Origin of the sequence: Streptomyces plumbidurans, assembly GCF_019857225.1 — a bacterium.
GTDB lineage: Bacteria > Actinomycetota > Actinomycetes > Streptomycetales > Streptomycetaceae > Streptomyces > Streptomyces plumbidurans.
In genome coordinates, this window is record NZ_JAFJSY010000016.1 from 140307 (window position 1) to 164221 (window position 23915).

Genomic DNA, 23915 nt, shown 5'->3' on the forward strand with positions numbered 1-23915 from the left:
GCTGCGGTGTCATGCCGCAGACGCGTCTGGACACCGCTCGGATCCGGGCCGCTCGCCGGGTGATCGACCCGGTGTTTCTCGACACGCCGCTTTATCGATGCGAGGCGCTGGAGGCCGACCTCGGGTGCGCCGTGAGCATCAAACTCGAAACGGCGAACCCGGTCCGCAGCTTCAAGGCTCGCGGCACCGAACTGGTCACGAGCCTCCTTGCCGACAGCGGCTCACGGGCCGCGGTGTGCGCCAGTGCGGGCAACCTCGGGCAGGCTCTCGCGTGGTCGGCTCGCGGCCGGGGGCTCGATGTCACCGTCGTGGCATCGCGCCACGCGACGGCGGCCAAGCTGGAGCGCATCCGTGCCCTGGGCGCCAGGCTGGAACTGGTCGACGGCGACCATGAGTTGGCCCGTGAGCGGGCGGCGGCCATCGCGCTGCACGACGGCATCCGGCTGGTCGAGGACAGCCTGGACGTCGAGACCTGTGAGGGCGCGGCGACGATCGGTCTCGAACTGGCCGACTCTCAGGCGTCGTTCGACGCCGTCCTGATCGCCCTCGGCGGTGGGGCGCTGGCCACGGGTGTCGGCCATGTGATGAAGGACCTGGCGCCGGGCGTCGAGGTGATCTGCGTGCAGCCGCTGGGCGCACCGGCGATGACCCGGTCATGGCGCCAAGGACGCGTCGTCACCACCGAGTTCACCGATACCATCGCCGACGGCGTCGCCGGCCGGCGTCCCATCCCGGCCGTCCTGGACGACCTCCTCGCCGTCGCCGACGACGCCGTACTGGTCCGGGAGGCATCGATCGTGGCCGGTATGCGGCTGCTCCTCGACCGCGCCGGACTCGTCGTCGAACCGTCGGCCGCGCTCGGCGTCGCCGCGCTCCTCGAAGACCGCGCCCGCTTCGCCGGCCGGCATGTGGTCACCATCGTGTGCGGCAGCAATGTCGACAAGGATGCTTATGGTCGTTGGGTCGGACCGGACGGCCGCTGAACTCCCGCACAGGGCCTGCCTGTTGGCGACTCCCCCCAAGTACTCGCTCAGCCGCTGCTCGGCGGCAGTTGCGCCGGGCTGACCAGTTCGCCCAGCACCTCGGACATGAAGGCGACCAGCCAGCGCTGCGAAGGGCTCCGTGACGATTCGTGCCGGGCATAGAGGGCCACCTCGATCGGCTCGGTCTCGAAGGGCAGCCGTACCAGCCGGAGGCGATGGGAGGCGGTGAACACCTCGCCGACGTACTCGGGGACGATCGCTATGAGGTCGGTGCGTTCCAGCAGGTAGGGCAGCATCGAGAAGCGGGTGGCCTCGACGGCCACCCGGTCCAGCAGGCCGTGGGTGGCGAGCAGGGCCCGCGGCACGACATGGCCGCTGGGGCCGTACACCGTCGTGTGCCGCTCGGCCATCAGCTCCGCGAGCGTGACCGACGCACCGCGGACGCGGGGGTGGTCGGCGACGACCATGCCGACGTAGCGCTCGTGGAAGAGCGGGATGCGCACGGTGCGGTGCGAGGTGAGGACGGGTGTGGCGATGAAGGCGTCCAGTTCGCCGCGGCGCAGTTGGCTCTCGGCGTCGTCCACGTCCAGCGGGCGGACGGTGAAGGACACCCCGGGCGCGCGCTCGCGGGCCGCCGCCGCGAGCCGGGGCAGCAGCGTCGCCTCGCCGAGGTCGGAGAGGGCGACGGTGAAGCGGCCCGACATGGTCGCCGGGTCGAAGTCGTCGCCCTGTCCGGTCGCCGTGTCGATGACGGCAAGGGCCCTCTGCAGCGGCTCGTACAGCCGCTGCGCGCCCGCGGTCGGAGTGAGGCCGCGACCGGTGCGGCGGAACAGCTCGTCGTCGAAGTGACGGCGCAGCTTGGCCAGGCTGTAGCTCACGGTCGGCTGCGTGACGTGCAGCGTTTCGGCCGTGGCGGTCACGCTGCCGGTCTCGTAGAGCAGCACGAAGACCCGCGCGAGGTTGAGATCGAAACTCCCCACATCGAGCCACTCTATATCGCAGCCCGACAACATTTATTGGTCGGCATGTCGGCCGGTGCCTAGCGTGTGCTGCATCACTTCGAAGGGAAGGGAAGCTGCCCGTGCCAACCGTGCGTCGCGTCGCCCATGACTTCCTCGAGCGCCGGGGACTCACCACCGTCTTCGGCAATCCCGGCTCCAACGAACTGCCCTTCCTCGCCGACCTGCCGGACGGCTTCCGGTACGTCCTGGGGCTGCACGAGGGTGCCGTGGTGGGAATGGCCGACGGGTACGCACAGGCCACGGGCCGCCCGGTGCTCGTCAATCTGCATGCCGCCTCCGGCTCCGGCAACGCGATGGGCGCGCTCACCAACGCCGTCGCCGCGCGCACGCCCCTGGTGGTCGTGGCCGGTCAGCAGGTGCGGCCGGCCATCGGACCGGAGGCCAACCTCTCCAATGTCGATGCTCCGTCCCTGATGAAGCCGCTGGTCGGCTGGGCCGCGGAACCGGCGTGCGCCCAGGATGTGCCCCGCGCGCTCGCCCAGGCCGTGTTCGAGGCCGAGTTGCAGCGCCGGCCGACCTATCTCTCCGTCCCCTACGACGACTGGGACGTGGACGCCGACGACAACGCGTCGGCCGTGCTGGACCGGCAGGTGCAGCGTGCCGCGGTGCCCAGCGGGGAGCAGGCGCGGCTGCTCACCGAGGCGGTCGTCACGGCACGGCGGCCCGCGCTGGTGCTCGGTGGTGACATCGACACGGCCGGGCTCTTCGACGACGCGGTACGGCTCGCCGAGCGGCTGGGCTGTCCGGTGTGGGCGGCGCCCTCGCTGTTCCGGCTGCCCTTCCCCAATCGGCATCCGCAGTTCCGGGGGGTGCTGCCCGCCGGGATCGAGCCCGTCTCGCGGGCCTTCGAGGGCCACGATCTCGTGCTGGTGCTCGGAGCTCCGGTCTTCCGCTACCACGAGTACCTTCCGGGCCGGTACCTGCCCGAGGGCACCCGGCTGATCCAGGTCACGGAGGACGCCTCGGCCGCCGCACGCGCGCCGATGGGCGAAGCGCTGGTCGCCGAACCCGGCGCGGTGATCGACCTGCTGCTGAAGGCGCTCGACGCGCCCAACACGCCCACCGGGGACTACCGATCCGTGCCCGCACCGCTCACCGCGGAGGCGCCGCGGCTGCACCCCGAGGAGGTCTTCGCGGCCCTGCGCGACGAACTGCCCGGTGACACCGCCTACGTGGTGGAGTCGACCTCGACGAACTCCTCCTGGTGGCGCCAGATGGATCTGCGCCGGCCCGGCTCGTACTACTTCCCGGCCGCCGGCGGTCTCGGGTTCGGCCTGCCCGGCGCGGTCGGCGTCGCCCTGGCCCAGCCCGACCGGCCGGTCGTCGGCGTGATCGGGGACGGCTCGGCCAACTACGGCATCACCGCCCTGTGGACGGCCGCACAGCACCGCGTGCCCCTGACCGTGGTGCTGCTGCGCAACGGCACGTACGGCGCGCTGCGCTGGTTCGGCGACCTCCTCGGCGTGCCGGACGCGCCGGGCATGGACATCCCGGGCCTGGACTTCACCCGTATCGCCGAGGGGTACGGGGTGGCCGCCCAACACGTCGACGGCGTGGAGGAGTTGCGGGTCGTTCTGTCCCAACTCCCGGACGGCCCGCGGCTGATCCAGGTCGACACCGCGCTCACCACACCGTCCTGACCGGCCCGTCACATCGCACGCCCCCTCCTGACAGGCCCGTCACGTTCGCGCGCCCTCCTGACGGGCCCGCCTCGACCGCACGCCCCTCCTCGCAGAACTCACCACCCCTCGGGTGACGGAAGGGAATTCGATGACACTCCTGAACAGCGCCGTCTGGAGCAAGAAGCTCTTCGGCGACGGCTGGAACGACGCCACCCGCGAGCACACGGTCACCGAGCCCGCGACCGGTTCCCGGCTCGGCACCGTGGGCCTGGCCACGACGCAGGACGTGCACCGCGCCGCCGCCCGGGCCGCCGAGGCACAGCGGGAGTGGGCGGCCACCCCTCCGCAGCGGCGCGCGGCCGTGCTGCGCCGCGCGGGCGAGCTGTTCACCGAACATGCCGCCGAGATCGAGGACTGGCTGATCCGTGAGGCGGGCTCGGTGCGCTCGAAGGCGTCGTTCGAGGTGCAGCTGGCCCTGGGCGAGTGCTTCGAGTGCGCGGCGCTGCCGACGCATCCCCAGGGTGAGGTGCTGACGTCGGAGGAGGCCCGCTGGTCGTTCGCCCGGCGCCGCCCGGCCGGTGTGGTCAGCGTGATCGCGCCGTTCAACTTCCCGCTCATCCTCGGTCTGCGCTCGGTGGCGCCCGCGCTGGCGCTCGGCAACGCGGTGCTGCTCAAGCCGGACCCGCGCACCGCGGTCAGCGGTGGTGTCGTCATCGCCCGCGTCTTCGAGGAGGCCGGACTGCCCTCCGGCCTGCTGCACCTGCTCCCCGGCGACGGCTCGGTCGGCCAGGCGGTCGTCGAGGCACCCGAGGTACGGGTCGTCTCCTTCACCGGGTCCACCCCGGTCGGGCGGGCCATCGGTGAGCAGGCCGGCCGGCTGCTGAAGCGGGCCCACCTCGAACTCGGCGGGAACAACGCGCTGGTGGTGCTGCCGGGCGCGGATGTGCACAAGGCGGCCTCCGCCGGCGCGTTCGGCTCGTATCTGCACCAGGGGCAGATCTGCATGACGACCGGCCGCCACATCGTGCACGAGTCGCTGCTGGAGGAGTACAGCGCCGTACTCGCCGAAAAGGCCCGCGCGCTGCCCGTCGGCGATCCCGCGCAGGAGGACGTGGCGCTCGGCCCGATCATCGACCGGCGGCAGCTGGAGCGGGTGCACGGCATCGTCACCGACAGCGTCGCGGCGGGTGCGACCCTGGCCGCTGGCGGCGAGATCGCGGGCGCCTGCTACCCGGCCACCGTGCTGACCCACCTCACCACCGACATGCCGGCCTGGCGCGAGGAGATCTTCGGACCCGTGGCGCCCGTGATCGGTTTCGCCACCCTCGAAGAGGCCGCGCGGATCGTCAACGACTGCGAGTACGGACTGTCCGTCGGCATCCTCGGCGACGTCGGCACCGCCATGAAGCTCGCGGACCGGATCGACTCCGGCAAGGTCCACATCAACGAACAGACCGTCGACGACGAGCCCAACGCCCCCTTCGGCGGCGTCAAGGCCTCCGGCACCGGCTCCCGGTTCGGCGGCCCCACCGCCAACGTCGAGGCCTTCACCGAGACCCAGTGGGTCACCGTCCGCCCCGACATCGCCGACTACCCGTTCTGAAACCTCCCCCGTCCCCACCCCGTCCCCCGCAGCCGCTCCAGAGGGAACTCCATGGCCAACACCACATCCGCCGACGCACCCGGCACCACCACGAGCAGAGGCTCCGACGGCCGCACCGCCTGGACCGTCGTCCTGTGCTGGATCACCGTCCTGCTGGAGGGCTACGACCTCGTCGTCCTCGGCGCCATCATCCCCACCCTCCTGAAGACCCGTCACCTCGGCATGACGGCCGGCGACGCCACCACCGTCGCCACGCTGTCCCTAGTCGGTGTCGCCATCGGCGCCGTCGCGGTCGGTCCGCTCGCCGACCGGTTCGGACGGCGACTGCTGCTCATCGGCTCGGTGGTGGAGTTCTCCGTCCTCACCCTGCTGGTGCCGCTCTCCTCCTCCGTCGCGATGTTCGCCGCCCTGCGGCTCGTCGCCGGCATCGGCCTCGGCGCGTGCATGCCGGCCTCACTGACGATGATGGCCGAGCACATGCCCGCCGCACGCCGGGCCCGCGCCAGCACACTGACCATGACCGGCTACCACACCGGTGCCGTCATCACCTCCCTGCTGGCCCTACAGGTCACCGGCGACTGGCAGGTCCTCTTCTACGTCCTCGGCGTCGCCGGCCTGGGCATCGCGGTCCTGCAGTGGTTCAAGCTGCCCGAGTCGGAGGCCTACGTCCGCGCCCAGCAGGCGCCGGCCTCCCAGCGCGTCCCCTTCACCGAACTGCTCAAGCCGGCCTACCTGCGCGCGGGCATCGGCGTCTGGGTCGCCTCGTTCATGGGTCTGCTGCTCGTCTACGGCCTCAACACCTGGCTGCCCAAGCTGATGAACGACGCCGGCTACCCCGTCCCCACGGCCGTCACCCAGCTGCTCGTCCTCAATGTCGGCGGTGTGGTCGGCCTGGTGCTGGGCGGCTTCGTCGCCGACCGGCGGGGCATCAAGCTCACCACACTCGGCTGGTTCGCCCTCTCGGTGGTCATGCTGGCCTGCCTCAGCGTGAAGATGCACAGCGACCTGCTGCTCGACACCGTCGTCTTCCTCACCGGCGTGTTCGTCTTCTCCGCACAGGTGCTGGTCTACGCCTACGTCACCCACTACTACCCGGCGGCCGTCCGCGGCACCGCACTCGGCTCCGCCTCCGGCATCGGCCGTATCGGATCCATCGTCGGCCCGACCGTCACCGGCGCACTCGTCGCCGCCGGCATCGGCCACCCCTGGGGCTTCTACTTCTTCGCCGCCGTCGCCGTCGCCGCGTTCCTGGCCGTACTCACCCTTCCGGTCCGGGCGGCCGGGGCTCCCGTCGAGGCGGCGGAACCCGCCGTCTGACACAGCGCGAGAACTTCGGGATGCTGCAAGGACGTTGACCCTCGCGCACGACTTCGCGCCGGAGGAGAGGCTCCATGTCGGACAGACTCGACCGCACGCGCGCACCACGCATCGCCATCGTCGGCGGCGGTATCGGCGGCCTCGCCGCCTGCGCCTTCGTACGTCGCGCGGGTCTGACCGCCACCGTGTACGAGCAGGCGCCCGCCCTCAGGGAGGTGGGCGCCGGGCTCGTCATGGCACCCAATGCCGTACGACTGCTGCGCCGTCTCGGCGTCATGGACCACTTTCTGCGACGGGCCGTACCGCTGGAGTGGGGCTGGGAGTTCCGCCGCTGGGCGGACGGCGGTGTGCTGTCGGTCGAGCGGCTGACCGGCGTGTGCGAGCGGCTCTACGGCGAGCGGACGTACGTCGTCCACCGGGCCGATCTGCTGGACGCCGTGAAGTCGGCCGTGCCCGCCGAGTGGGTCCGTCTCGGCGCCCGGTGCACGGCCGTGGAGGCGGCCGCGGACGGTGCGGTGCTGCACTTCGCTGACGGAAGCCGCGTCGAGGCCGACGTCGTCATCGGCGCCGACGGTCTCCATTCCGTCGTCCGCGGTGCGGTCACCCGGCCCGTGCGGCCGGAGTACTCCGGGATGTGCGCCTTCCGCACCGTCGTGCCCGCCGGCGCCGCGCCCGCGTTCGCCCTGCGCCCCGCCCAGACCCTCTGGCTCGGACCCGGACGGCACTTCGTGCACTACCCCATCGCCGCCGGGAGCGCGGTGAACGTCGTCGCCTTCGCCCCGGCCGGGGACTTCACCGACGAGTCCTGGAGCGCCACCGCCACCACCGGGGAGTTCCTCGCCGAGTTCGCCGGGTGGGACGCCCGCGTGCGGGACCTCATCACCGCCGGCGGGGTCCCGGGCCGCTGGGCCCTGCTGGACCGCGCGCCGCTGCGGCACTGGAGCCGCGGCCCGATCACGCTGCTCGGCGACGCCGCGCACCCCATGTTCCCGTTCTTCGCCCAGGGCGCGGCCCAGTCCGTCGAGGACGCCGCCGTGCTGGCCCGCTGTCTGGCCGCCGCCCCGGACGAGCCCGAGCGGGCACTGAAGCGGTACGAAGCGGCCCGCATCGACCGCACCACCCGCCTCCAGCAGGTCTCTCACGCCCGCCGCGACCTCAACCACCTGCCGGACGGCCCCGATCAGCGCTCCCGCGACGCCGCCCTCACGGCCTCCGACCCGCTGGTCGACAACGGCTGGATCTACGGCTACGACGCCGAGGCGGCGCTCGCCGACACAGGTTCGCCGTCAGCGGGTTGAACCTCGGCGGAGCACGGCGGCTTTCGACGAGGATCGAATCACCTGGCCGGTGGCGCCGATGTCCGGGCAGTCTGAAGACGCACGCGACCAAGCAATGCGCAGTACCGACCAACAGGGGGAACCACGGCATGCGTAAACGTGCTGCTTTCGGTGCGGTGGCGGCGGCCGCCTTCACCACCGTCCTGGCGACCGCGCCGGGGGCCTCGGCGGAGCCCAATCCGCCCGGCTGCCCGAAGGAATACTTCTGCGCCTACAGCGGCCCCGACGAAACCGGCCAACTCGTCCTGAAGACCGCCGGGAACTGGACCGGGAGCGTGGCCTTCCGCTCCGCGTTCAACAACGGCGTCCGTTTCCCGGGCGCCGACCACGTCGACATGACGTACGCCGTCGACGGCGGAGGGGAGACCGTCTGCCTCCACTACAACCCGGGTCCCGGCGTCTACAAGGGCAATGCCGCTCCGGGCACCCGCATCGTCAAGGTCAAGTGGCGCGGCGAGTGCTGAGCACAGGGGGGAAGCGCACCATGCGTGCCGTGTTCGCCGTGCCCTCCGTGTTGAACGGCGGGCGACTCGGCACACTGGGGGCGGGCGCTCTCGCGGTGGCCTTCACCGGCGTCCTCGCCACCGCACCGGCCGCCTCCGCGGAGGCCAACCCGCCCGGCTGCGGGAAGGGTTACTTCTGCGCATACAGCGGTGCCAACCAGACCGGACGGCTCCTGCTGAAGGTGGCGGGCAACTGGTCCGGCAGTCTGGGCGTCGGCTCCATCTTCAACAACGGGGTGCGGTACCCGGGTGCCGACCACGTCGATGTGACCTCGTACCTGGGCGGGGAGCCGTCGACCGACTGCTTCCACTACAACCCCGGTCCGGGCCGCTACAAGGCCAACGCCGAGGCGGGACTCACGATCACCCGGGTCGTGTGGCGCGGAGAGTGCTGAGGCCCCGACCGATGTGCTGAGCGGGTCGCGGTGCCCGTCCGGAAACGCTTCCGGACGGGCACCGTTCCAGGCCGTCCCGTAGTCCCGTGTGCCGGACGGCCGGGGGCTGCGTAGGCTGAGGGCTGATGATCGAGTTCGCCGCGGTCTTCGCCGTCGCGGGAGCCGCGAGCAACGCCGTCGGCACCGCGTTCCAGCGCAAGGCGGCCGCCACCGCAAGCAAGAGCGGGCTGCGCCTGCTCGCCGAACTGGTGCGGCGGCCCGCCTGGGTGATCGGCATGGCCGGGGTGATCGGCGCCGCCGTCTTCCAGAGCCTGGCTTTGGTCAACGGCCCCCTCGCCCTCGTACAGCCCCTGTTCATCCTGGAACTGCCCTTCGCCCTGCTCGTCGCCGCGCCGCTGATGCACCGCCGGTTGCCGGGGCTGGGCTGGTGGGGAGTGGCCGGGGTGGTGGCCGGCCTCGCGCTGGCCCTCGCGTCCGCCGCCCCGCACGGCGCCACGGACCAGGCACCCCTGACGCGCTGGATCCCGGCACTCGGTGCCTGCCTGGGCGCCATGGCCGCGGCCGTACTGGCGGCCGGCCGAAGGCGTCCGCCGGCCCTGCGAGCCGCTCTCCTCGGAGCAGCGGCCGCCATCGGCAACGCCCTGACGGCCGCCCTGCTGAAGTCCGCGTCGGGCACCTTCGCCGACCAGGGCTTCACGGCCTTCCTCACCGCCTGGCAGACCTACGGCTTCGCACTGGCCGGCGTGACCGCGGTGCTCCTGCTGGAGAACGCCCTCCAGGTCGGCCCCCTCGCCGCGTCCCAGCCCGCGCTCACCATCGGCGACGCGACCGTGAGCCTGGCGCTGGGCATGGTCCTGTTCGACGAGAAGATCCGCACAGGCTGGTGGCTGCTCCCCGTGATCCTGGGCGCCCTACTGATCATCACGGGCGTGCTCCTCCTGAGCCGAGCGGTGCAGAACATCACTGCAACCGACCACTGACACCAATCGCGTGCCACGTGACACGCGGTTACCCATGCAACGCCCGATACGCCCGCACCGCCCCCGGATGCAACGCCACACTCCCCGTACCGATCAGACTGCGCACGTCCAGGAACTGGGCCCCGACCGCACTGCCCGGCACGAGCTCGCTCGCGCGCAGCACCAGCAGCCGTGTGACGGCCTCGGCGACCTGGACGTTCAGGTCGGGGCGGCACACGAGGAGGTTGGAGACTCCGACTGTGGCGACTCCGCCTGCCCGCTTGTAGGCGCTCTCGGGGAACGTCACTTCTTCCAGGCCGGCGGCGGCCAGGCCCTCGTCGTGGCCGCGGCGGGGCAGCAGGTCGGTCAGCGGCAGAAAGCGCAGGCCGGGGTTCTTGTCGAGGGCCGTGAGGGTGGGCAGCGGGACACCGCCCGCCACCAGGAGACCCTCGACCGTACCGGCTCGGACGGCGTCGGCCGCGGCGGCCAGCCGCAGATGGCGTACGGGAACATCGATGCCCGGCTTCAGGCCCGCGGCGCGCAGCAGCCGTTCGCCGAGCAGGGCCGCCCCCGAACCGACGGCGCCGAGGGAGACGGTGTGCCCGGCCAGGCCCGACACGCTGACCACGGAGGAGTCCTCGCGGACCGCGAACTGGAGGTAGGTCTCGTACGGCCTGCCGATCGCCCGCAGCGGTACCGGGCGCGGGAAGAGCGAGGTGCCCTGGGCCTCGCGCGCGGTGTCGGTGAGCACGAGTGCGAGATCGACGTGGCCGTCGCGCAGCAGTTTCAGATTGGTGACGCTGCCCGCGGTGGTGCGGATACGGCAGTGCAGATCCGGGTAGGCCGCTTCGATCTCGTCGGCGAGGAGGCGTCCGAAGGCCGCGTAGAACGCCGTGGGCTCGCCGGTCGCAAGGCGCAGTATGCCGCTCGGGCCGGTGCCCTGCCGTGAGGCGTCGCCGACGAGCAGGCCGCCGAGGGCCGCCGCGGCCGCCACGCCTGCGGCGGTGCGCATCGCGGTACGGCGGTCGAGGAGGGGCCCGGTCATCGCGCACCGCCGTCGCCTGCGGCGCGCGGCACGAACGCCGTGACCCGCAGCCCGTGCGGCCGCGCCTGCCCCAGCTCCAGCCGGCCTCCGCGGCCCGCGAGCAACTGCTGGGCGATCGCCAGTCCCAGGCCCGTGCCGGTCGTGCCGCTCTGCCGGGCCGAGCGCCAGAACCTCTCCGTGGCCAGGGTCAGTTCCTCGGCCGTCAGGCCGGACCCGGTGTCGGTCACGGTGAGCCGCGCCCAGCCGCCTTCGGCGGTGCAGGACAGGGTGATCTCGGCGCCCTGACCCGCGTATTTGATGGCGTTGTCCAGGAGGATGTCCGCCACCTGGGCCAGCTCACGCTCCGTGCACAGGGCGGGTACGGGGCCGTCGGCGTCGGTGGTGAGGCGGATTCCGGCCCGGTCGGCGACGGGCTGCCACAGCCGGTGCCGAGCCAGGGCGACCTCGGCGGCGTCGCAGCGGGCGTCCGCGTCGTCGGTCACCGTCAGCTCCCCGGCCCGGTGCTCGGCGGTCGCGAGGGCGAGCATGTCGTCCAGGAGCGTCTCCAGGCGGTCGAGCTCGGTGGTGACTCCGGTGTAGGTGCGCTCGGCCGACGGCGGCAGGTGGGTGTGCAGGGCGTCCACCCGCAGCCGTAGCGCCGCCATGGGGTTGCGCATCTGGTGGGAGGTGTCGGCGACGAGCCGGCCCTGCTGTTCCAGGGCGGCGATCACCGTGCGCGCCATGCGGTTGAAGCCCGTGGCCAGCTGGCGCAGCTCGGGCGGGCCCGAGGCGCGGGTCTGTTCCGGTGGCAGGCCCGCGGCGAGCTGTCCGACGGCCCGGTCGAGGCGGCGCAGCGGGCTGACCACCCAGCGGGTCGCGACGCGGGCCAGCGCCGTGCAGGCCAGCGCGACCAGCGCCGTCCCGGCGAGGACAGCGGCCCAGCGTCTGGTGATGTCGGCGGCGGCGGTCGTGACCGAGGCGCGCAGGACGACGGCGCCGGTGACCTGGGTTCCGGTCCCGGCGGGCGCGGCGAACGTCCGGTGCCCCCGCGACCAGGGGCGCAGCGCCGCCGCGGGGCGGGCGCTCTGGTTGCGCAGCGCCGCGTCGATCAGCTGGGCGACGCCGGGCTGATCGGCCCGCATGCCGCCGGTCTGTACGACAGGGCCGTGGCGTCCGCGGATGTCGGTCACGACGAGTGCTTCCCCGTACAGCTGGGTGTAGCGGCGGGCCTCGGCGACGACCTGGGAGGTGTCGCCGGTCCGCGTCGCCTGGTCCATGAGGGAGGCGAAGCGGTCGAGGTCGGCGCTGCGGGCGAGCACGAGCTGCTGGGTGCGGTCCGAGGCGGTGAACAGCAGCAGCGGGACGGCGAAGGCGGCCGCCGCGAGGATCCCGAACAGCAGCAGCACGGCCTGGACGCGGGTACGCACGCCTCAGTCCCCGAAGCGGTAGCCGAAGCCGCGGATCGTGGTCAGCAGCTCGGGCCGTCCCAGCTTGGCGCGCAGCTGGGTGAGGTGGACGTCGAGGGAGCGGGAGGTGGTGTGGCGGGCGTCGCCCCACACCTCGTCGAGGAGCTGCTCGCGGCTGACCGCGGTGCCCGCCCGGCGCGCCAGCACGGCGAGGACGTCGAACTCCTTGGCGGTCAGCTCGACCTCGGTCCCGGCGACCCGGACGCGCCGGGCGTCGAGGTCGATCTCGACGTCGTCGGTGCGGACGGCCCGTACACCGGGCTTGGCACCCTGGGCCCGGATCCGCCGGGTGACGGCGTCGATACGGGCGAGCAGCTCGGTCAGCCGTACCGGTTTGACCAGGTAGTCGTCGGCCCCCAGCCGCAGCCCGCGCACCACCGAGCGTTCGTCGCCGCGCGCCGTGAGGATCACCACGGGCAGATCGCTCACCGCACGCAGTCCGCGCAGCACCTCCAGGCCGTCGATGTCGGGCAGACCCAGGTCGAGCAGCAGAAGGTCGGCGCTTCGGTGGTAGGTCATGACGTCCTTGCCGAGTCCGACCCGGCGGGTGTCGTGACCGTGGTCGTAGAGGACCTCCACGAGGGCTGCGGCCACCCCGTCGTCGTCCTCGGCCAGCAGCAGCTGCATACGCCACCTCCTTTCGCCTGTGGTCGTGGCCCCGAATGTAGACCACGAGGTCAGGAGGGGGTCGCGAATGTTAAGGGCACGTTAGTTCCGCGCCGGGGCGCCTTTCGGCCTGTCCGGCGCGGAGTGAGTCTGCAGCCGTCCATGCCGACGTACCGGACCGCGAACGGATGCAGCAATGATCATCGACTGCCACGGCCACTACACGACCGCTCCCCCGGCCCTGGCGGCCTGGCGGGAGCGGCAGATCGCCTCGCTCGCCGACCCGGCCGCCGCCCCCGCCCGCGCGGACCTGCGCATCGGTGACGACGAGCTGCGCGAGACGATCGAGGCGAACCAGCTGCGGCTGATGGACGAGCGCGGCATCGACATCACGGTCTTCTCGCCGCGCGCCTCCTTCATGGCGCACCACATCGGCGGCTTCGAGACGTCCGCCGAGTGGGCGGCCATCTGCAACGAACTCTGTCACCGCGTCAGCCTGTTGTACCCCGAGCGGTTCGCCCCGGCCGCGATGCTGCCGCAGTCACCCGGCGTCGACATCGCCACCTGCCTGCCCGAACTCACGCGCTGCGTCGAGGAGTTCGGCGCGGTCGCGGTGAACCTCAACCCCGATCCCTCCGGCGGGCGCTGGAGCGCCCCGCCGCTCACGGACCACTCCTGGTATCCCCTCTACGAGAAGCTGGTCGAGTACGACGTCCCGGCCATGGTGCACGTCAGCACCAGCGTCAACCCGGCCTTCCACACCACCGGCGCGCACTACCTCAACGCCGACACCACGGCGTTCATGCAGCTGGTGCAGGGCGATCTGTTCGCCGACTTCCCGACCCTGCGGCTGATCATCCCGCACGGCGGTGGCGCGGTGCCCTACCACTGGGGCCGCTTCCGCGGGCTCGCGATGGCGCTCGGCAAACCGGAGTTGGAGCAGCACGTCCTCGGCAACGTCTTCTTCGACACCTGCGTCTACCACCAGCCCGGCATCGACCTCCTGCTCGGCGTCGTCCCCACCCGCAACGTCCTGTTCGCCTCGGAGATGATCGGCGCCGTCCGCGACATCGACCCGTGCAGCGGCCATCACTTCGACGACACCCGCCGCTACGTCGAGCAGGCCGGGCTGAGCGCGGACGCGCTGGCCGCGGTCCAGGAACGCAACGCGCGCGCCGTGTACCCGCGTCTGGACGCCCTGCTCAAGCGCCAGGGCCGCTGACCTTCCCACCCCCGAAGGAGAAACCCGTGCCCACCGCTGTCCCCAACTCCCCCGTGACCGAAGGCTGGTTGGACTGGTACGCCGACCCGTCCTCGCCGGTGTTCGCGCTGCCGCCCGGCACGGTCGACACCCACTGCCACATCTTCGGCCCGCAGGCCGCCTTCCCCTTCGCTCCGGAACGCAAGTACACGCCCTGCGACGCGAGCAAGGAGCAACTGTTCACGCTCCGCGACCACTTGGGCATCGCCCGCAACGTCATCGTGCAGGCCACCTGTCACGGCGCCGACAACTCCGCCATGGTCGACGCCCTCCAGGCGTCGAACGGCCGGGCCCGCGGCATCGCCACCGTCCGCCCGGACGTCGGTGAGCGCGAACTGCTGGACCTGCACGACGCGGGCGTACGAGGCGTGCGCTTCAACTTCGTACGACGGCTGGTCGACGCCTCGCCCGAGGACGCGCTGAGCCTGATCGCGAAGAAGATCGCCCCGCTGGGCTGGCACATCGTCCTGTACTTCGAGAGTGCCGACCTGCCCGACCTGGAGGACTTCTTCGGTTCGCTGCCCACGCCGCTGGTGGTGGACCACATGGGCCGGCCCGATGTGACCCGGCCCGTGGGCGGACCGGAGTTCTCCCGGTTCCTGCGCTTCGTCGCCGCGAACGACGTCTGGGTGAAGGTGACCTGCCCCGAGCGCCTGAGCGTGACGGGCCCCGCCGCCCTGGACGGCGAACGGCACCCCTACGCCGACGTCGTACCCTTCGCCCGCCGCGTCGTCGAGGAGTTCCCCGACCGCGTGCTCTGGGGCACGGACTGGCCCCATCCCAATCTCACCGACCACATGCCCGACGACGGGCTCCTGGTCGACCAGGTGCCGCAGATCGCCGTCACCCCCGAACAGCGGCGCGGGCTGCTCGTCGACAACCCGATGCGCCTGTACTGGCCCGGCGAACCCACCACGGAGGTGGCCTGAGATGCAGCACTCCAACGCCCTCAACAGACTGAACCGGCTGCCCATCGGCCGCTTCCACAAGGTCACGCTGCTCGCCGTGTCCTTCGCGTACTTCTTCGAGTTCGCCGACATCAACACCTTCGCCACCACTGCGCCCAAACTGATCAAGCTGTGGGGCGTGACGATCGACCAGGTCGCCTACGTCACCTCGATGTCCTTCGTCGGCATGTTCCTCGGGTCGATCGTCGCGAGCACCATGGCCGACCGGTGGGGCCGCAAACGCGCCCTGATGGTGACCACGTTGTGGTTCGGCGTCTTCTCGTTCGCGTCGGTGTTCTCCTGGGACATCGTCTCGCTCGGCGTGTTCCGCGTGCTGACCTCGGCGGGCCTGGCCGCGATGACCGTCGTCGCCGTCATCTACGTCAACGAGCTCTACCCCGCTGCCGTACGCGGCAAGTTCCAGGCGTACGCCATCGTCATCGGCATCTGCGGCACCCCGGCCACCAATCTCGTCGCGAGCGCGGTCGTGCCGCTCAACGACTGGTCGTGGCGGCTGATCTACCTGTGGGGAGCCCTGGGCATCCTGCTCGTCGTGTTCACCCGGCGGCTGAAGGAGTCCCCGCGCTGGTTCGAGAGCCGCGGCGAGTACGCCAAGGCGGACGAGGTGCTGCGGGAGATCGAGACGAGCGTGGCCGCGGAGAAGGGGCCCCTGCCCGAGCCGGAACCCCCCGTGGACGAAGCACCCACGACCCGCGCCCCGTTGAAGCTTCTGCTGCAGAAGAAGTACCTCTTCCCGACCCTGCTGCTCACCGTGCTGTGGGTCACCCAGACCGTCGGCTTCTTCGGCTACTCCAGCTGGGCGCCCACCCTGCTGGCCAAGGAGGGCTTCAGCGTCCAGAAGTCCGTCTTCTACGTCGCGCTCACCACGGTCGGCGCGCCGCTGGGCTCGTATCTGGCGGCGCTGGTCACCGACCGCTTCGAACGCAAGTGGTGCCTGGCCGCGTTCGGCATCGTCATCGCCCTGTGCGGCCTGCTGTACGGGCTAACGTTCAACCCGGTCCTGATCGTCGTCTTCGGCTTCCTGGTCAACATGTTCGAGCGCGGCTACACCGCCCTCGCCTACGCCTACTCCCCCGAACTCTTCGACACCCGCGGCCGATCGCTGGGCACCGGCATGTCCTACGGCCTGGGCCGGCTGTCGAACGCCGCCGGTCCCCTGATCGTCGCGGGCCTCTACCAGAACCACGGATATCACAGCGTCTTCTACTTCATCGCCGGAACATGGCTGTTCGGCGCCGTGGCCCTGGCCGTCTTCGGTCCCCTGACCCGCCAGGCGCGCGGGGTCACGCGGAAGGCGGACCAGGAGGTCGTGCAAGTGCCGTAGCGACGCGGTGCGTTGAGGCTTCGGTGGCGGACCGGCTTTCATCGCGTGACCACGCTCAGCCCCTCCGGCGCGCTCACGTCCACCATCCCGTCAACTGCGACCGAGACGTCCAACCGACCCTGCCCGAGCTGGAGTTGTGTCACCGTCAGGGGTGCGTAGGCGGAGGCGAAGGCGGGCGCCACCGTGACCGTTCCGGCGGGGACGTCCGCGTCGAGGCCGAGGGCGGACCGGAGTACGAGGACGGAGGAGGCGGCCGCCCAGGCCTGCGGGCGGCAGGACGCCGGGTAGGGCGCGGGCCGTGAACCCCTCTCGCCGCCGTGCCCGGCGAACAGTTCGGGAAGACGGGAGTCGAAGGCGACCGACGCGGTCAGCAGTCCCTGCGCCAGGGAGGCGGCGGCATCCGGGAACCCGGATCTGACCAGGCCGTGCACGGCGATGGCGGTGTCGTGCGGCCAGATGGAACCCGTGTGGTAGCCGAAGGGGTTGAAGCCGACCGCGTCGCCGCTCAGCGTGCGCAGGCCGTGGCCCGCGTCGAGGTCGGGGCGGGTCAACCGGGCGGCCAGCAAGGCGCTCTCGTCGGCGTCGAGCAGTCCGGTGCCGAGAAGATGACCGAAGCCCGAGGTCACCGCGTCCGCCGGGCGGCCGTCGCCGTCCAGGGCGACTGCGGGGTAGGGGCCGTGCTCGTCCTCCACCCAGAAGCGCTTGCGGAACCGCTCGGCCAGTCGCTCCGCCCACTCCTCCCACGCATCGCCCCCGGGCCGGCCGAAGGCACGCAGCAACGCGGCCCCGCCGCGGGCCGCTTCGCAGGCGTACGCCTGCACTTCGCACAGGGCGATCGGGGCGGCGGCGAGTCGGCCGTCGCGGTAGCGGATGGAGTCGTAGGAGTCCTTCCAGCCCTGGTTGGACAGGCCGCGGCCACTGTGGTCGACGTATTTGAGGAAGCCGTCGCCGCTCGCGTCGGCCTGGGTGCGCATCCAATCGAGCGCCGCCTCGGCGTGCGGCAGCAGCGCCTCGACCTCCCGGGGGTCGAGGCCCCAGCGCCAGGCGTCGTGCAGGAGGGTGATCCACAGGGGGGTCGCGTCGACGCTGCCGTAGTACACGGGCGGCAGCGCGAGGCGGTCCCCCGACTTCAGGGTTTCCCGGCGCACTTCGTGCAGGATCTTGCCCGGCTGCTCCTCCGTGACCGGGTCGGTCGCGGCGCCCTGGCGGCGGGCGAGCGTGCGCAGGGTTCCCGCGGCGAGATCGGTGCCGAGCGGGAGCAGCATGCGGGCGGCCCAGAGCGAGTCGCGGCCGAAGAGCGTCAGGAACCAGGGCGCACCGGCGGCCAGAAAGGTGTCCGGGCGCTCCGCGTCGGGCGAGCGGGGATCGGTCAGGCGCAGCCGGTCAAGGTCGGCCAGCGACCGGGTCAGCCACCGGTCGAGTACGCGATCCGCGCTGCGCAACGCGGGTGTGCGCCAAGGGAGTTGATTGTCGGGCGGGGCGGGGAACCGATCGCCGTCCGCATAAGCCGCGGCGCAGCGGAGCGTCACGCTCCACGAGGTGCCCGGCGGCAGGTCGATGTCGTACGACAGCCGTCCCGCCGGCAGATGAACCGCGTCCGGTGCGGGTTCGCTGGTCAGCTGGACGGTGAAGTCCTCGGCCGCCCAGGAGAGTTTGATGCGGTCGGTGTCGGGGGCCTGCGGCGTCAGCACCCGCGGGGGCCGCCCGGACTTCACCTGCTCCATGGCGGCGAGGTCCGTTCCGGCGGTCACCGTCAGCCGGAGACCGACGTGCCGGACACCGGAGTTGGTGATCTCGACGACCTCCTCCATCCGTCCGGCCCCCGTCACCCGGCGCCGGTGCAGGGCGACCGCCGGATCCGGGCTCGTCTCGCCGAGGCCGCGCAGGACCGCCCTGAAGTCCGCCCGGTCCGCACCGCTCAACGCGCCCTGCACGGGTGCGAGAGCGATGTCCTCGACGGCGACGGTGAGTTCGGACAGTGCTCTGCGGTCTCCGTGGTAGAAGCCGTCCACACCCCCTCTGAACTGCCCGTCCGCAGACGAGATCGCAAGGCTCGGCGCATGCAGCGTGACCACCGCGTCGTGCAGGAACGGCTGCAGGCCCTCGGCCGCGGAGCCCGCCGTGGCCGTCGAGGCGTCGGTGTCCTGGGGCTTGACAGTGGAGTCCAAAGGAGTAGAACCTCTCAGCATTCGAACGTTCCAAAGACATTAAGTGACTTGTCAGAGCGCTCGCAATGCTTTTGGAACGCTAAAACCACCGCTGCAAGTGAACGCCGGAGACCGTATGCCTCGCTCCAGCAACCCGTCCGCCGCCAAGGGCGGTCCGGTGACGCTCACCCAGGTCGCCCGCCGGGCCGGGGTCTCCGCACAGACCGTCTCGAACGCGATCAACTCCCCTGACATGCTTCGGCCCGAGACCCTGGAGCGGGTGCGCAGGGCGATCGACGAGATGGGGTACCGCCCGAGCCGCGCCGCCCAGACCCTGCGCACCCGCTCCAGCAGACTGATCGGCTACGGCATCCAGCCCGCGCTGTCGAGCAGCCCGGTGCTCGACCGCTTCCTGCACGCGCTCTCCCAGGCGGCCGACGAGGCCGGCTACCGCATCCTGCTGTTCGCCTCCCCGTCCGGCGGCCCGGCCCTGGACGGCTACGAGGAGTTGCTGGGCCAGCACGAGGTCGACGGCTTCGTGCTCAGCGGCACCGAGCGGGGTGATCCGCGTCAGGCCTGGCTGACCAAGCGGGGTGTGCCCTTCGTCGGCTTCGGCCGGATGTGGTCGGGACGGCAGATCGGCGACTGGGTCGACGTCGACGGCGCCTCCGGCACGGACGCCGCCGTGGAGCATCTGGTCGCCCGGGGCCATCGCAAGATCGCCTTCCTCGGCTGGGAGCGCGGCGTCTCCGGCGCCGGTGACGACCGCGCCGAGGGCTGGCAGCGCGCGATGCGCCGGCACGGCCTGTCCACCCGCGGGCGGCGCGGACAGAGCGTCAACGACACCGACGCGGCCCGCATGGCCGTCAAGCCCCTGCTGGACGCGGGGGCGACCGCCGTCATCGCCGCGAGCGACATGCTGGCTCTCGGCTGCTATCAGATGCTGCGGGAGCGAGGCGCCCTGCCGGGCCGCGACGTCAGTGTCGTCGGCTTCGACGACTCGCCCGCCGCCGAGCTCCTCTCACCCACCCTGACGTCCCTCGCCCAGCCGCTGGAGGAGGTCGGCCGGGAGTGCGTACGGCTGCTGCTGGACCGTATCGCCTCCCCCGACGCACCGCCCGAGCGGCTTCTGCTCGAACCGTCCCTGGTCGTACGCGACAGCACCGCAGCCGCACCGCACGGCGCAGCCCGATAGGCGCCCCCCTGAGCGGCGGTCCCCCGCCCGCCGCGCCCGTGAACAGGCCTCACGTACCGCACTCCCCGAATCCTCGGAGGATTCCATGCCCCACCGCACGGCTGCCGCCGCCCTCGTCACCACCGCGGCGCTCCTGACCGCCACCGGCTGCTCGTCGAGTTTCGGCAGTGATCAGAAGACGGCCCAGGACTCCGATGCGAAGCAGCATCTGACCGTTCTGATCGCCTCTTCGGGAGACGCGGAGACGAAGGCCGTCAGGGAGGCGGCGACCGCCTGGGCCAAACAGTCCGGCAACACCGTGACCGTGGACGTCGCCAAGGACATCAACCAGCAGCTCGCCCAGTCGTTCGCGGGGCACAAACCGCCGGACGCGTTCTACGTCAACTCGGACCAGTTCGCCAACTACGCCAAGGCCGACTCCCTCTACCCCTACGGCGACCAGGTCAAGGACACCGACGACTTCGCCGCCCAGCTGCGTACCTCCTTCACCTACGACGGCAAGCTGGTGTGCCTGCCCAAGGACACCTCCACCCTCGCCCTCGCCATCAACTCGGATCTGTGGAAGAAGGCCGGGCTGACCGCCGCGGACTATCCGACCACGTGGGCCCAACTGAAGTCGGTGGCGACGAAGTTGACGAAGGGCGGTGTCACCGGGCTGGTCGTCAACGGTGAGTACGCGCGCGTCGGTGTCTTCATGAAGGAGGCCGGCGGCTGGATCACCAACGGCGACCAGACGAAGATGACCGCCGACAGCAAGCAGAACACCGAGGCCCTCACCTATGTGCGCTCGCTGCTGAAGTCGGGCTCCATGAAGTACGCCACCCAGGTCGACACCAACTGGGGCGGTGAGGCCCTGGGCAAGGGCAAGGCCGCCATGACCATCGAGGGCAACTGGCTCGCCGGGGGCATGCAGGCGGACTACCCGAAGGTGAAGTACGCCGTGGTCCCGCTGCCGGCGGGTCCCGCGGGCAAGGGCACGCTCGCCTTCAGCCAGTGCTGGGGCGTGGCCGAGGACAGCGCGCACCACAAGGCCGCCGTGGACCTGATCGAACACCTCACCACCCGTGCCCAACAGGTCAAGAACGCCGCCGCGTTCGGGGTGATGCCGTCCCGGACCAGCGCCCTCGCGGAGTACGCGGCGAAGAACCCCGCCGCCAAGGCCTGGGTCGACGCCGGCGCCTACGCGCAGGGCCCGGTGACCGTGGCCGGGTTCGACAAGGTCCTCACCCAGTTCAACACCGACCTCGCGGCACTCGCCGGCACCGACCCCGAGAAGATCCTCGCCGACCTCCAGCGCAACGGCGAACAGGCCCTCACGAAGGGCGACTGAACCACCGATGCCACGCCAAGACACCACCCCTGTGACGGCGGGCGGCGCCCCTTCGACGGCCGGCCGGCCGGGCACACCTGACGCGCCCGGTGCCGCCGGCCCGGGCGCGACGCCCCGCCCCAAGTCCGCACCGCGCGTGGGGCGTCGCGCCGAAGGCCGCTGGGGCTGGCTGTTCGTCAGCCCCATGGTGATCGTGCTCGGCCTGTTCCTGGTCCTGCCGATCCTGATGGCGCTGTGGGTGAGCCTGCTGCACTGGGACGGACAGTCCAACCCGTTCAACGGACAGACCGAGTTCGTCGGGCTCGACAACTACCGGGCCCTGCTCACGCAAGACGGCCTGGACCGCACCCTGTTCGCGACCGCCCTGCGCAACAACCTGTACTACGTCCTGCTGACGGTGCCCCTGCAGACGATCCTCGCGCTGGCCCTGGCATTGATCGTCAACCAGCGGATGCTGCGCGGCCGGAGCATCCTGCGCACCGCGTTCTTCTTCCCCTCGGTCACCAGCTCCATCGCCGTGTCCACGATCTTCCTCTTCCTCTTCCAGGGCAGCGGCGCCGTCAACACCGCGCTGTCCTGGGTCGGGGTGAAGGGCCCGAACTGGTTCAACGACCCTCGCGGCGTCCTGTCGTTGCTCCTCGGCGGCCTCGGCCTGGTCGACACCGGCCACCCCTCGGGCGTGCTCGCCGACCACTCCTTCATGGGGCTGTCCTGGTTCGAGTGGCTGTCCGGACCGTCGGTCGCGATGTGCACCATCATCCTGCTCGCCGTCTGGACGACCTCCGGCACCTTCATGCTGATCTTCCTCGCCGCACTGCAGGACATCCCCCGCGAACTGGAGGAGGCGGCGGCCATCGAGGGCGTCAACCGCCGCCAACTGCTGCGCCACGTCACCCTGCCCGCCCTGCGGCCCGTCCTCTTCCTGGTCCTCACCCTCGGCCTGATCGCCACCTGGCAGGTCTTCGACCAGGTCTACGTCATGAGCCAGGGCGCCCCGGGCAACACGACCCTCACCCCGGCCTTCCTCTCCTACAGCAGCGCCTTCGGCGACGCCGACTACGGCCAGGGCGCGGCCATCGCCTTCATCCTGCTCGCCCTGATCCTCGCCATGACCGCCCTGCAGCGCCTCGCGCTGCGCGAACGCGCGCCCCGCTTCCGGAGGAGCCGATGAGCACGCAGAACTCGGCCGTCCGGAGCCCGGGACGCCCCGTACTCGGCCGTTTCGCCCCGCCGTTGCGCATCCTCGGCTACGCGGCCGTGATCGCCCTCGGTCTGCTCTACGTGGTGCCGTTCGTGCTCCAGCTGGTCACCGGCTTCAAGACCGACCCGGACGCGGCCGCCCATCCGCTGGGCCTGATCCCGACCACGCCCACGACCGCCGCGTACCAGCGCCTGTTCGGGCTCAGCCAGGCCGGTGAGGGGGTGCCCTTCCTGCGCTGGCTGGGCAACTCCGCCTTCGTCGCCGTCGTCGTCACCGCCGGGCGGGTGCTGTTCGACTCGATGGCCGGCTACGCCCTGGCCCGGCTGCGCTTCCGCGGCCGCGGCGTGCTGTTCGCCTTCGTGCTCTCGGTGATGGCGGTGCCCGGAGTGGCCCTGCTGATCCCCAAGTTCCTGGTCCTCAACACCTTCGGCCTCTTCGACACCTACACCGGCATGATCCTGCCGCTGCTGGTCGACGCGGCGGGGATCTTCATCATGAAGCAGTTCTTCGAGTCGATCCCGCGTGAGGTGGAAGAGGCCGCCCGGGTCGACGGCGCCGGTGTCTTCCGCATCTTCTGGTCGGTGGTCCTGCCCATGGCCCGGCCCGCGCTGCTGACCCTCACCGTGCTCTCCTTCCAGGGCTCCTGGAACGAGTTCACGCACTTCCTCGTGGCCACCCAGTCCAGTCGGTACGAGACCCTCACGACCGGCCTAGCCCGCCTTGTCTCCGGTGGTCTCGGCGGCGGCACGCAGTACCCGCTGAAACTGGCCGCGGCCCTCCTGGCCACGCTCCCCGTCGCCGCCCTGTTCTTCTGCTTCCAGCGCTACTTCGTCCAAGGCGCCAACGCCGGGGCGGTCAAGGAATAGCCCGTTCGGGGGCGAGCTTCAGCAGCAGGTCGCTCAGCTCCGCCGGCATCGTGATCATGCAGTCGTGCCCGGTCGGCAGCTCCCACACCTGGGCCGGTGTGCCGTTGGGCTGTACCGGCGGTACGGGCCGCCGGGTGATGCCCTCCGGCTGTCCGCCGACGCAGTGGATGTGGGTGCGCGGGATCGCGTCGGCGGCCGGGTTGTCCAGCCGCACCGGCTGCTGCAGGCAGCGCACCGGCTGGTCCGAGAGCATCGAGCGCAGCCATGCGAGGTCCGCCGGGTCAGTGACCCCGAACAGACCGAAGGGGGCGGGCCGTTCGGGCAGCGGCGGTATGCGCCATGCGCTGTCGGACTGTGCGGCGAGATCGATCAGCTGCTGGGTGATGGGCTGGACGTCGACTGCCGTCTCGCCGTGCCGGGGGAACATGGCGTCGAGGTACACCAGCTCCGCGATCCGCTCGGGGATCTCGTTGGCCACGGACGAGATGACCAGCCCCGCGTAGCTGTGTCCCACGAGGACCACATCGGTCAGCTGCTGCTCGCCAATCAGTGCGACGACGTCCTCGACATGCGTGTCGAGTCCGACCTCGGGGCCGAGCAGATGGGCCCGCTCGCCGTAGCCGGTCAGCGACGGTGCGAACACCCGGTGCCCGGCCGACTCCAGCAGCGGGACGACCCGCTCCCAGCACCGGCCGCTGTGCCAGGCTCCGTGCACCAGAAGATACGTCGACATGGACGGTTACCTTTCCTTCCTCGGTACTCTTTGAGAACCGTCCTCATCGTGGT

At 71.3% G+C, this 23915-nt stretch carries 21 protein-coding genes; 15 read left to right on the forward strand and 6 right to left on the reverse strand.

From position 1 onward, the window contains the following. The first annotated feature begins 11 nt into the window (after positions 1-11). Complete coding sequence (locus JYK17_RS13585; RefSeq protein ID WP_108014272.1) at positions 12-983, forward strand: threonine ammonia-lyase; 972 nt, start codon at positions 12-14, stop codon at positions 981-983. A gap of 47 nt (positions 984-1030) precedes the next feature. On the opposite strand, the gene JYK17_RS13590 is transcribed toward JYK17_RS13585, so the two are convergent. After that, positions 1031-1963 carry a LysR family transcriptional regulator gene (locus JYK17_RS13590; protein WP_222810453.1) on the reverse strand — a complete coding sequence of 311 codons (933 nt, stop codon included), beginning with the start codon at positions 1961-1963 and terminating at the stop codon, positions 1031-1033. A 101-nt stretch (positions 1964-2064) separates the two neighbouring features. Between JYK17_RS13590 and mdlC the strand changes: the two genes are divergently transcribed. From mdlC to JYK17_RS13625, 7 genes are all read left to right on the forward strand, one after another. Then, positions 2065-3645 (forward strand): benzoylformate decarboxylase, encoded by a 1581-nt coding sequence (gene mdlC, locus JYK17_RS13595; RefSeq protein WP_222810454.1) that lies wholly within the window; start codon positions 2065-2067, stop codon positions 3643-3645. A 130-nt stretch (positions 3646-3775) separates the two neighbouring features. Further along, a complete protein-coding gene (locus tag JYK17_RS13600; RefSeq protein WP_108014275.1) occupies positions 3776-5230 on the forward strand; it encodes a benzaldehyde dehydrogenase in 1455 nt (484 codons plus the stop codon). 51 nt (positions 5231-5281) lie between these two features. Further along, complete coding sequence (locus JYK17_RS13605; protein ID WP_222810455.1) at positions 5282-6547, forward strand: MFS transporter; 1266 nt, start codon at positions 5282-5284, stop codon at positions 6545-6547. Between the two features lie 74 nt (positions 6548-6621). Beyond that, on the forward strand, positions 6622-7845 hold the full coding sequence (locus JYK17_RS13610) for an FAD-dependent monooxygenase (RefSeq protein WP_108014277.1): 1224 nt from the start codon (positions 6622-6624) through the stop codon (positions 7843-7845). A gap of 128 nt (positions 7846-7973) precedes the next feature. Next, a complete protein-coding gene (locus JYK17_RS13615) occupies positions 7974-8348 on the forward strand; it encodes a peptidase inhibitor family I36 protein (protein WP_108014278.1) in 375 nt (124 codons plus the stop codon). A gap of 20 nt (positions 8349-8368) precedes the next feature. Beyond that, complete coding sequence (locus JYK17_RS13620) at positions 8369-8782, forward strand: peptidase inhibitor family I36 protein (RefSeq protein WP_234548338.1); 414 nt, start codon at positions 8369-8371, stop codon at positions 8780-8782. A 125-nt stretch (positions 8783-8907) separates the two neighbouring features. Next, a complete protein-coding gene (locus JYK17_RS13625) occupies positions 8908-9762 on the forward strand; it encodes a DMT family transporter (protein ID WP_108014279.1) in 855 nt (284 codons plus the stop codon). A gap of 28 nt (positions 9763-9790) precedes the next feature. On the opposite strand, the gene JYK17_RS13630 is transcribed toward JYK17_RS13625, so the two are convergent. The 3 genes from JYK17_RS13630 to JYK17_RS13640 are packed head-to-tail and all read right to left on the reverse strand — an operon-like array spanning position 9791 to position 12858. After that, positions 9791-10786, reverse strand: coding sequence for a TAXI family TRAP transporter solute-binding subunit (locus tag JYK17_RS13630; RefSeq protein WP_108014280.1), 996 nt, complete (start codon positions 10784-10786; stop codon positions 9791-9793). Beyond that, on the reverse strand, positions 10783-12192 hold the full coding sequence (locus tag JYK17_RS13635; protein WP_108014281.1) for a sensor histidine kinase: 1410 nt from the start codon (positions 12190-12192) through the stop codon (positions 10783-10785). Before JYK17_RS13635 ends, JYK17_RS13630 begins: the two co-directional genes overlap by 4 nt. A 3-nt stretch (positions 12193-12195) precedes the next feature. Next, positions 12196-12858, reverse strand: coding sequence for a response regulator transcription factor (locus JYK17_RS13640; protein ID WP_108014282.1), 663 nt, complete (start codon positions 12856-12858; stop codon positions 12196-12198). Positions 12859-13033: 175 nt separating this feature from the next. Between JYK17_RS13640 and JYK17_RS13645 the strand changes: the two genes are divergently transcribed. The 3 genes from JYK17_RS13645 to JYK17_RS13655 are packed head-to-tail and all read left to right on the forward strand — an operon-like array spanning position 13034 to position 16390. Beyond that, positions 13034-14059 (forward strand): amidohydrolase family protein, encoded by a 1026-nt coding sequence (locus JYK17_RS13645; RefSeq protein WP_108014283.1) that lies wholly within the window; start codon positions 13034-13036, stop codon positions 14057-14059. Positions 14060-14085: 26 nt separating this feature from the next. After that, on the forward strand, positions 14086-15027 hold the full coding sequence (locus tag JYK17_RS13650) for an amidohydrolase family protein (protein ID WP_108014284.1): 942 nt from the start codon (positions 14086-14088) through the stop codon (positions 15025-15027). Between the two features lies 1 nt (position 15028). After that, positions 15029-16390, forward strand: coding sequence for an MFS transporter (locus JYK17_RS13655; protein ID WP_108014285.1), 1362 nt, complete (start codon positions 15029-15031; stop codon positions 16388-16390). A gap of 38 nt (positions 16391-16428) precedes the next feature. Here JYK17_RS13655 and JYK17_RS13660 read toward each other — a convergent pair whose 3' ends face one another. Continuing rightward, on the reverse strand, positions 16429-18558 hold the full coding sequence (locus tag JYK17_RS13660) for an amylo-alpha-1,6-glucosidase (RefSeq protein WP_222810456.1): 2130 nt from the start codon (positions 18556-18558) through the stop codon (positions 16429-16431). A gap of 115 nt (positions 18559-18673) precedes the next feature. On the opposite strand from JYK17_RS13660, the gene JYK17_RS13665 reads away from it, so the two are divergent. The 4 genes from JYK17_RS13665 to JYK17_RS13680 all read left to right on the forward strand — a co-directional run bounded on the left by JYK17_RS13665 (position 18674) and on the right by JYK17_RS13680 (position 23129). Then, a complete protein-coding gene (locus tag JYK17_RS13665) occupies positions 18674-19732 on the forward strand; it encodes a LacI family DNA-binding transcriptional regulator (RefSeq protein ID WP_108014287.1) in 1059 nt (352 codons plus the stop codon). 85 nt (positions 19733-19817) lie between these two features. After that, positions 19818-21062, forward strand: a complete 1245-nt coding sequence (locus JYK17_RS13670) for a sugar ABC transporter substrate-binding protein (RefSeq protein WP_222810457.1) — start codon at positions 19818-19820, stop codon at positions 21060-21062. A 7-nt stretch (positions 21063-21069) separates the two neighbouring features. After that, complete coding sequence (locus JYK17_RS13675) at positions 21070-22233, forward strand: carbohydrate ABC transporter permease (protein WP_108014289.1); 1164 nt, start codon at positions 21070-21072, stop codon at positions 22231-22233. Then, the gene (locus tag JYK17_RS13680) at positions 22230-23129 is read left to right on the forward strand and encodes a carbohydrate ABC transporter permease (RefSeq protein WP_108014290.1); all 900 of its coding nucleotides are present in this window, start codon (positions 22230-22232) and stop codon (positions 23127-23129) included. The genes JYK17_RS13675 and JYK17_RS13680 overlap by 4 nt, the downstream gene beginning before the upstream one ends. Here the strand turns inward: JYK17_RS13680 and JYK17_RS13685 are convergent. After that, complete coding sequence (locus JYK17_RS13685) at positions 23119-23862, reverse strand: alpha/beta fold hydrolase (RefSeq protein ID WP_222810458.1); 744 nt, start codon at positions 23860-23862, stop codon at positions 23119-23121. The two genes, JYK17_RS13680 and JYK17_RS13685, sit on opposite strands and share 11 nt — an antisense overlap. Positions 23863-23915: the final 53 nt, after the last annotated feature.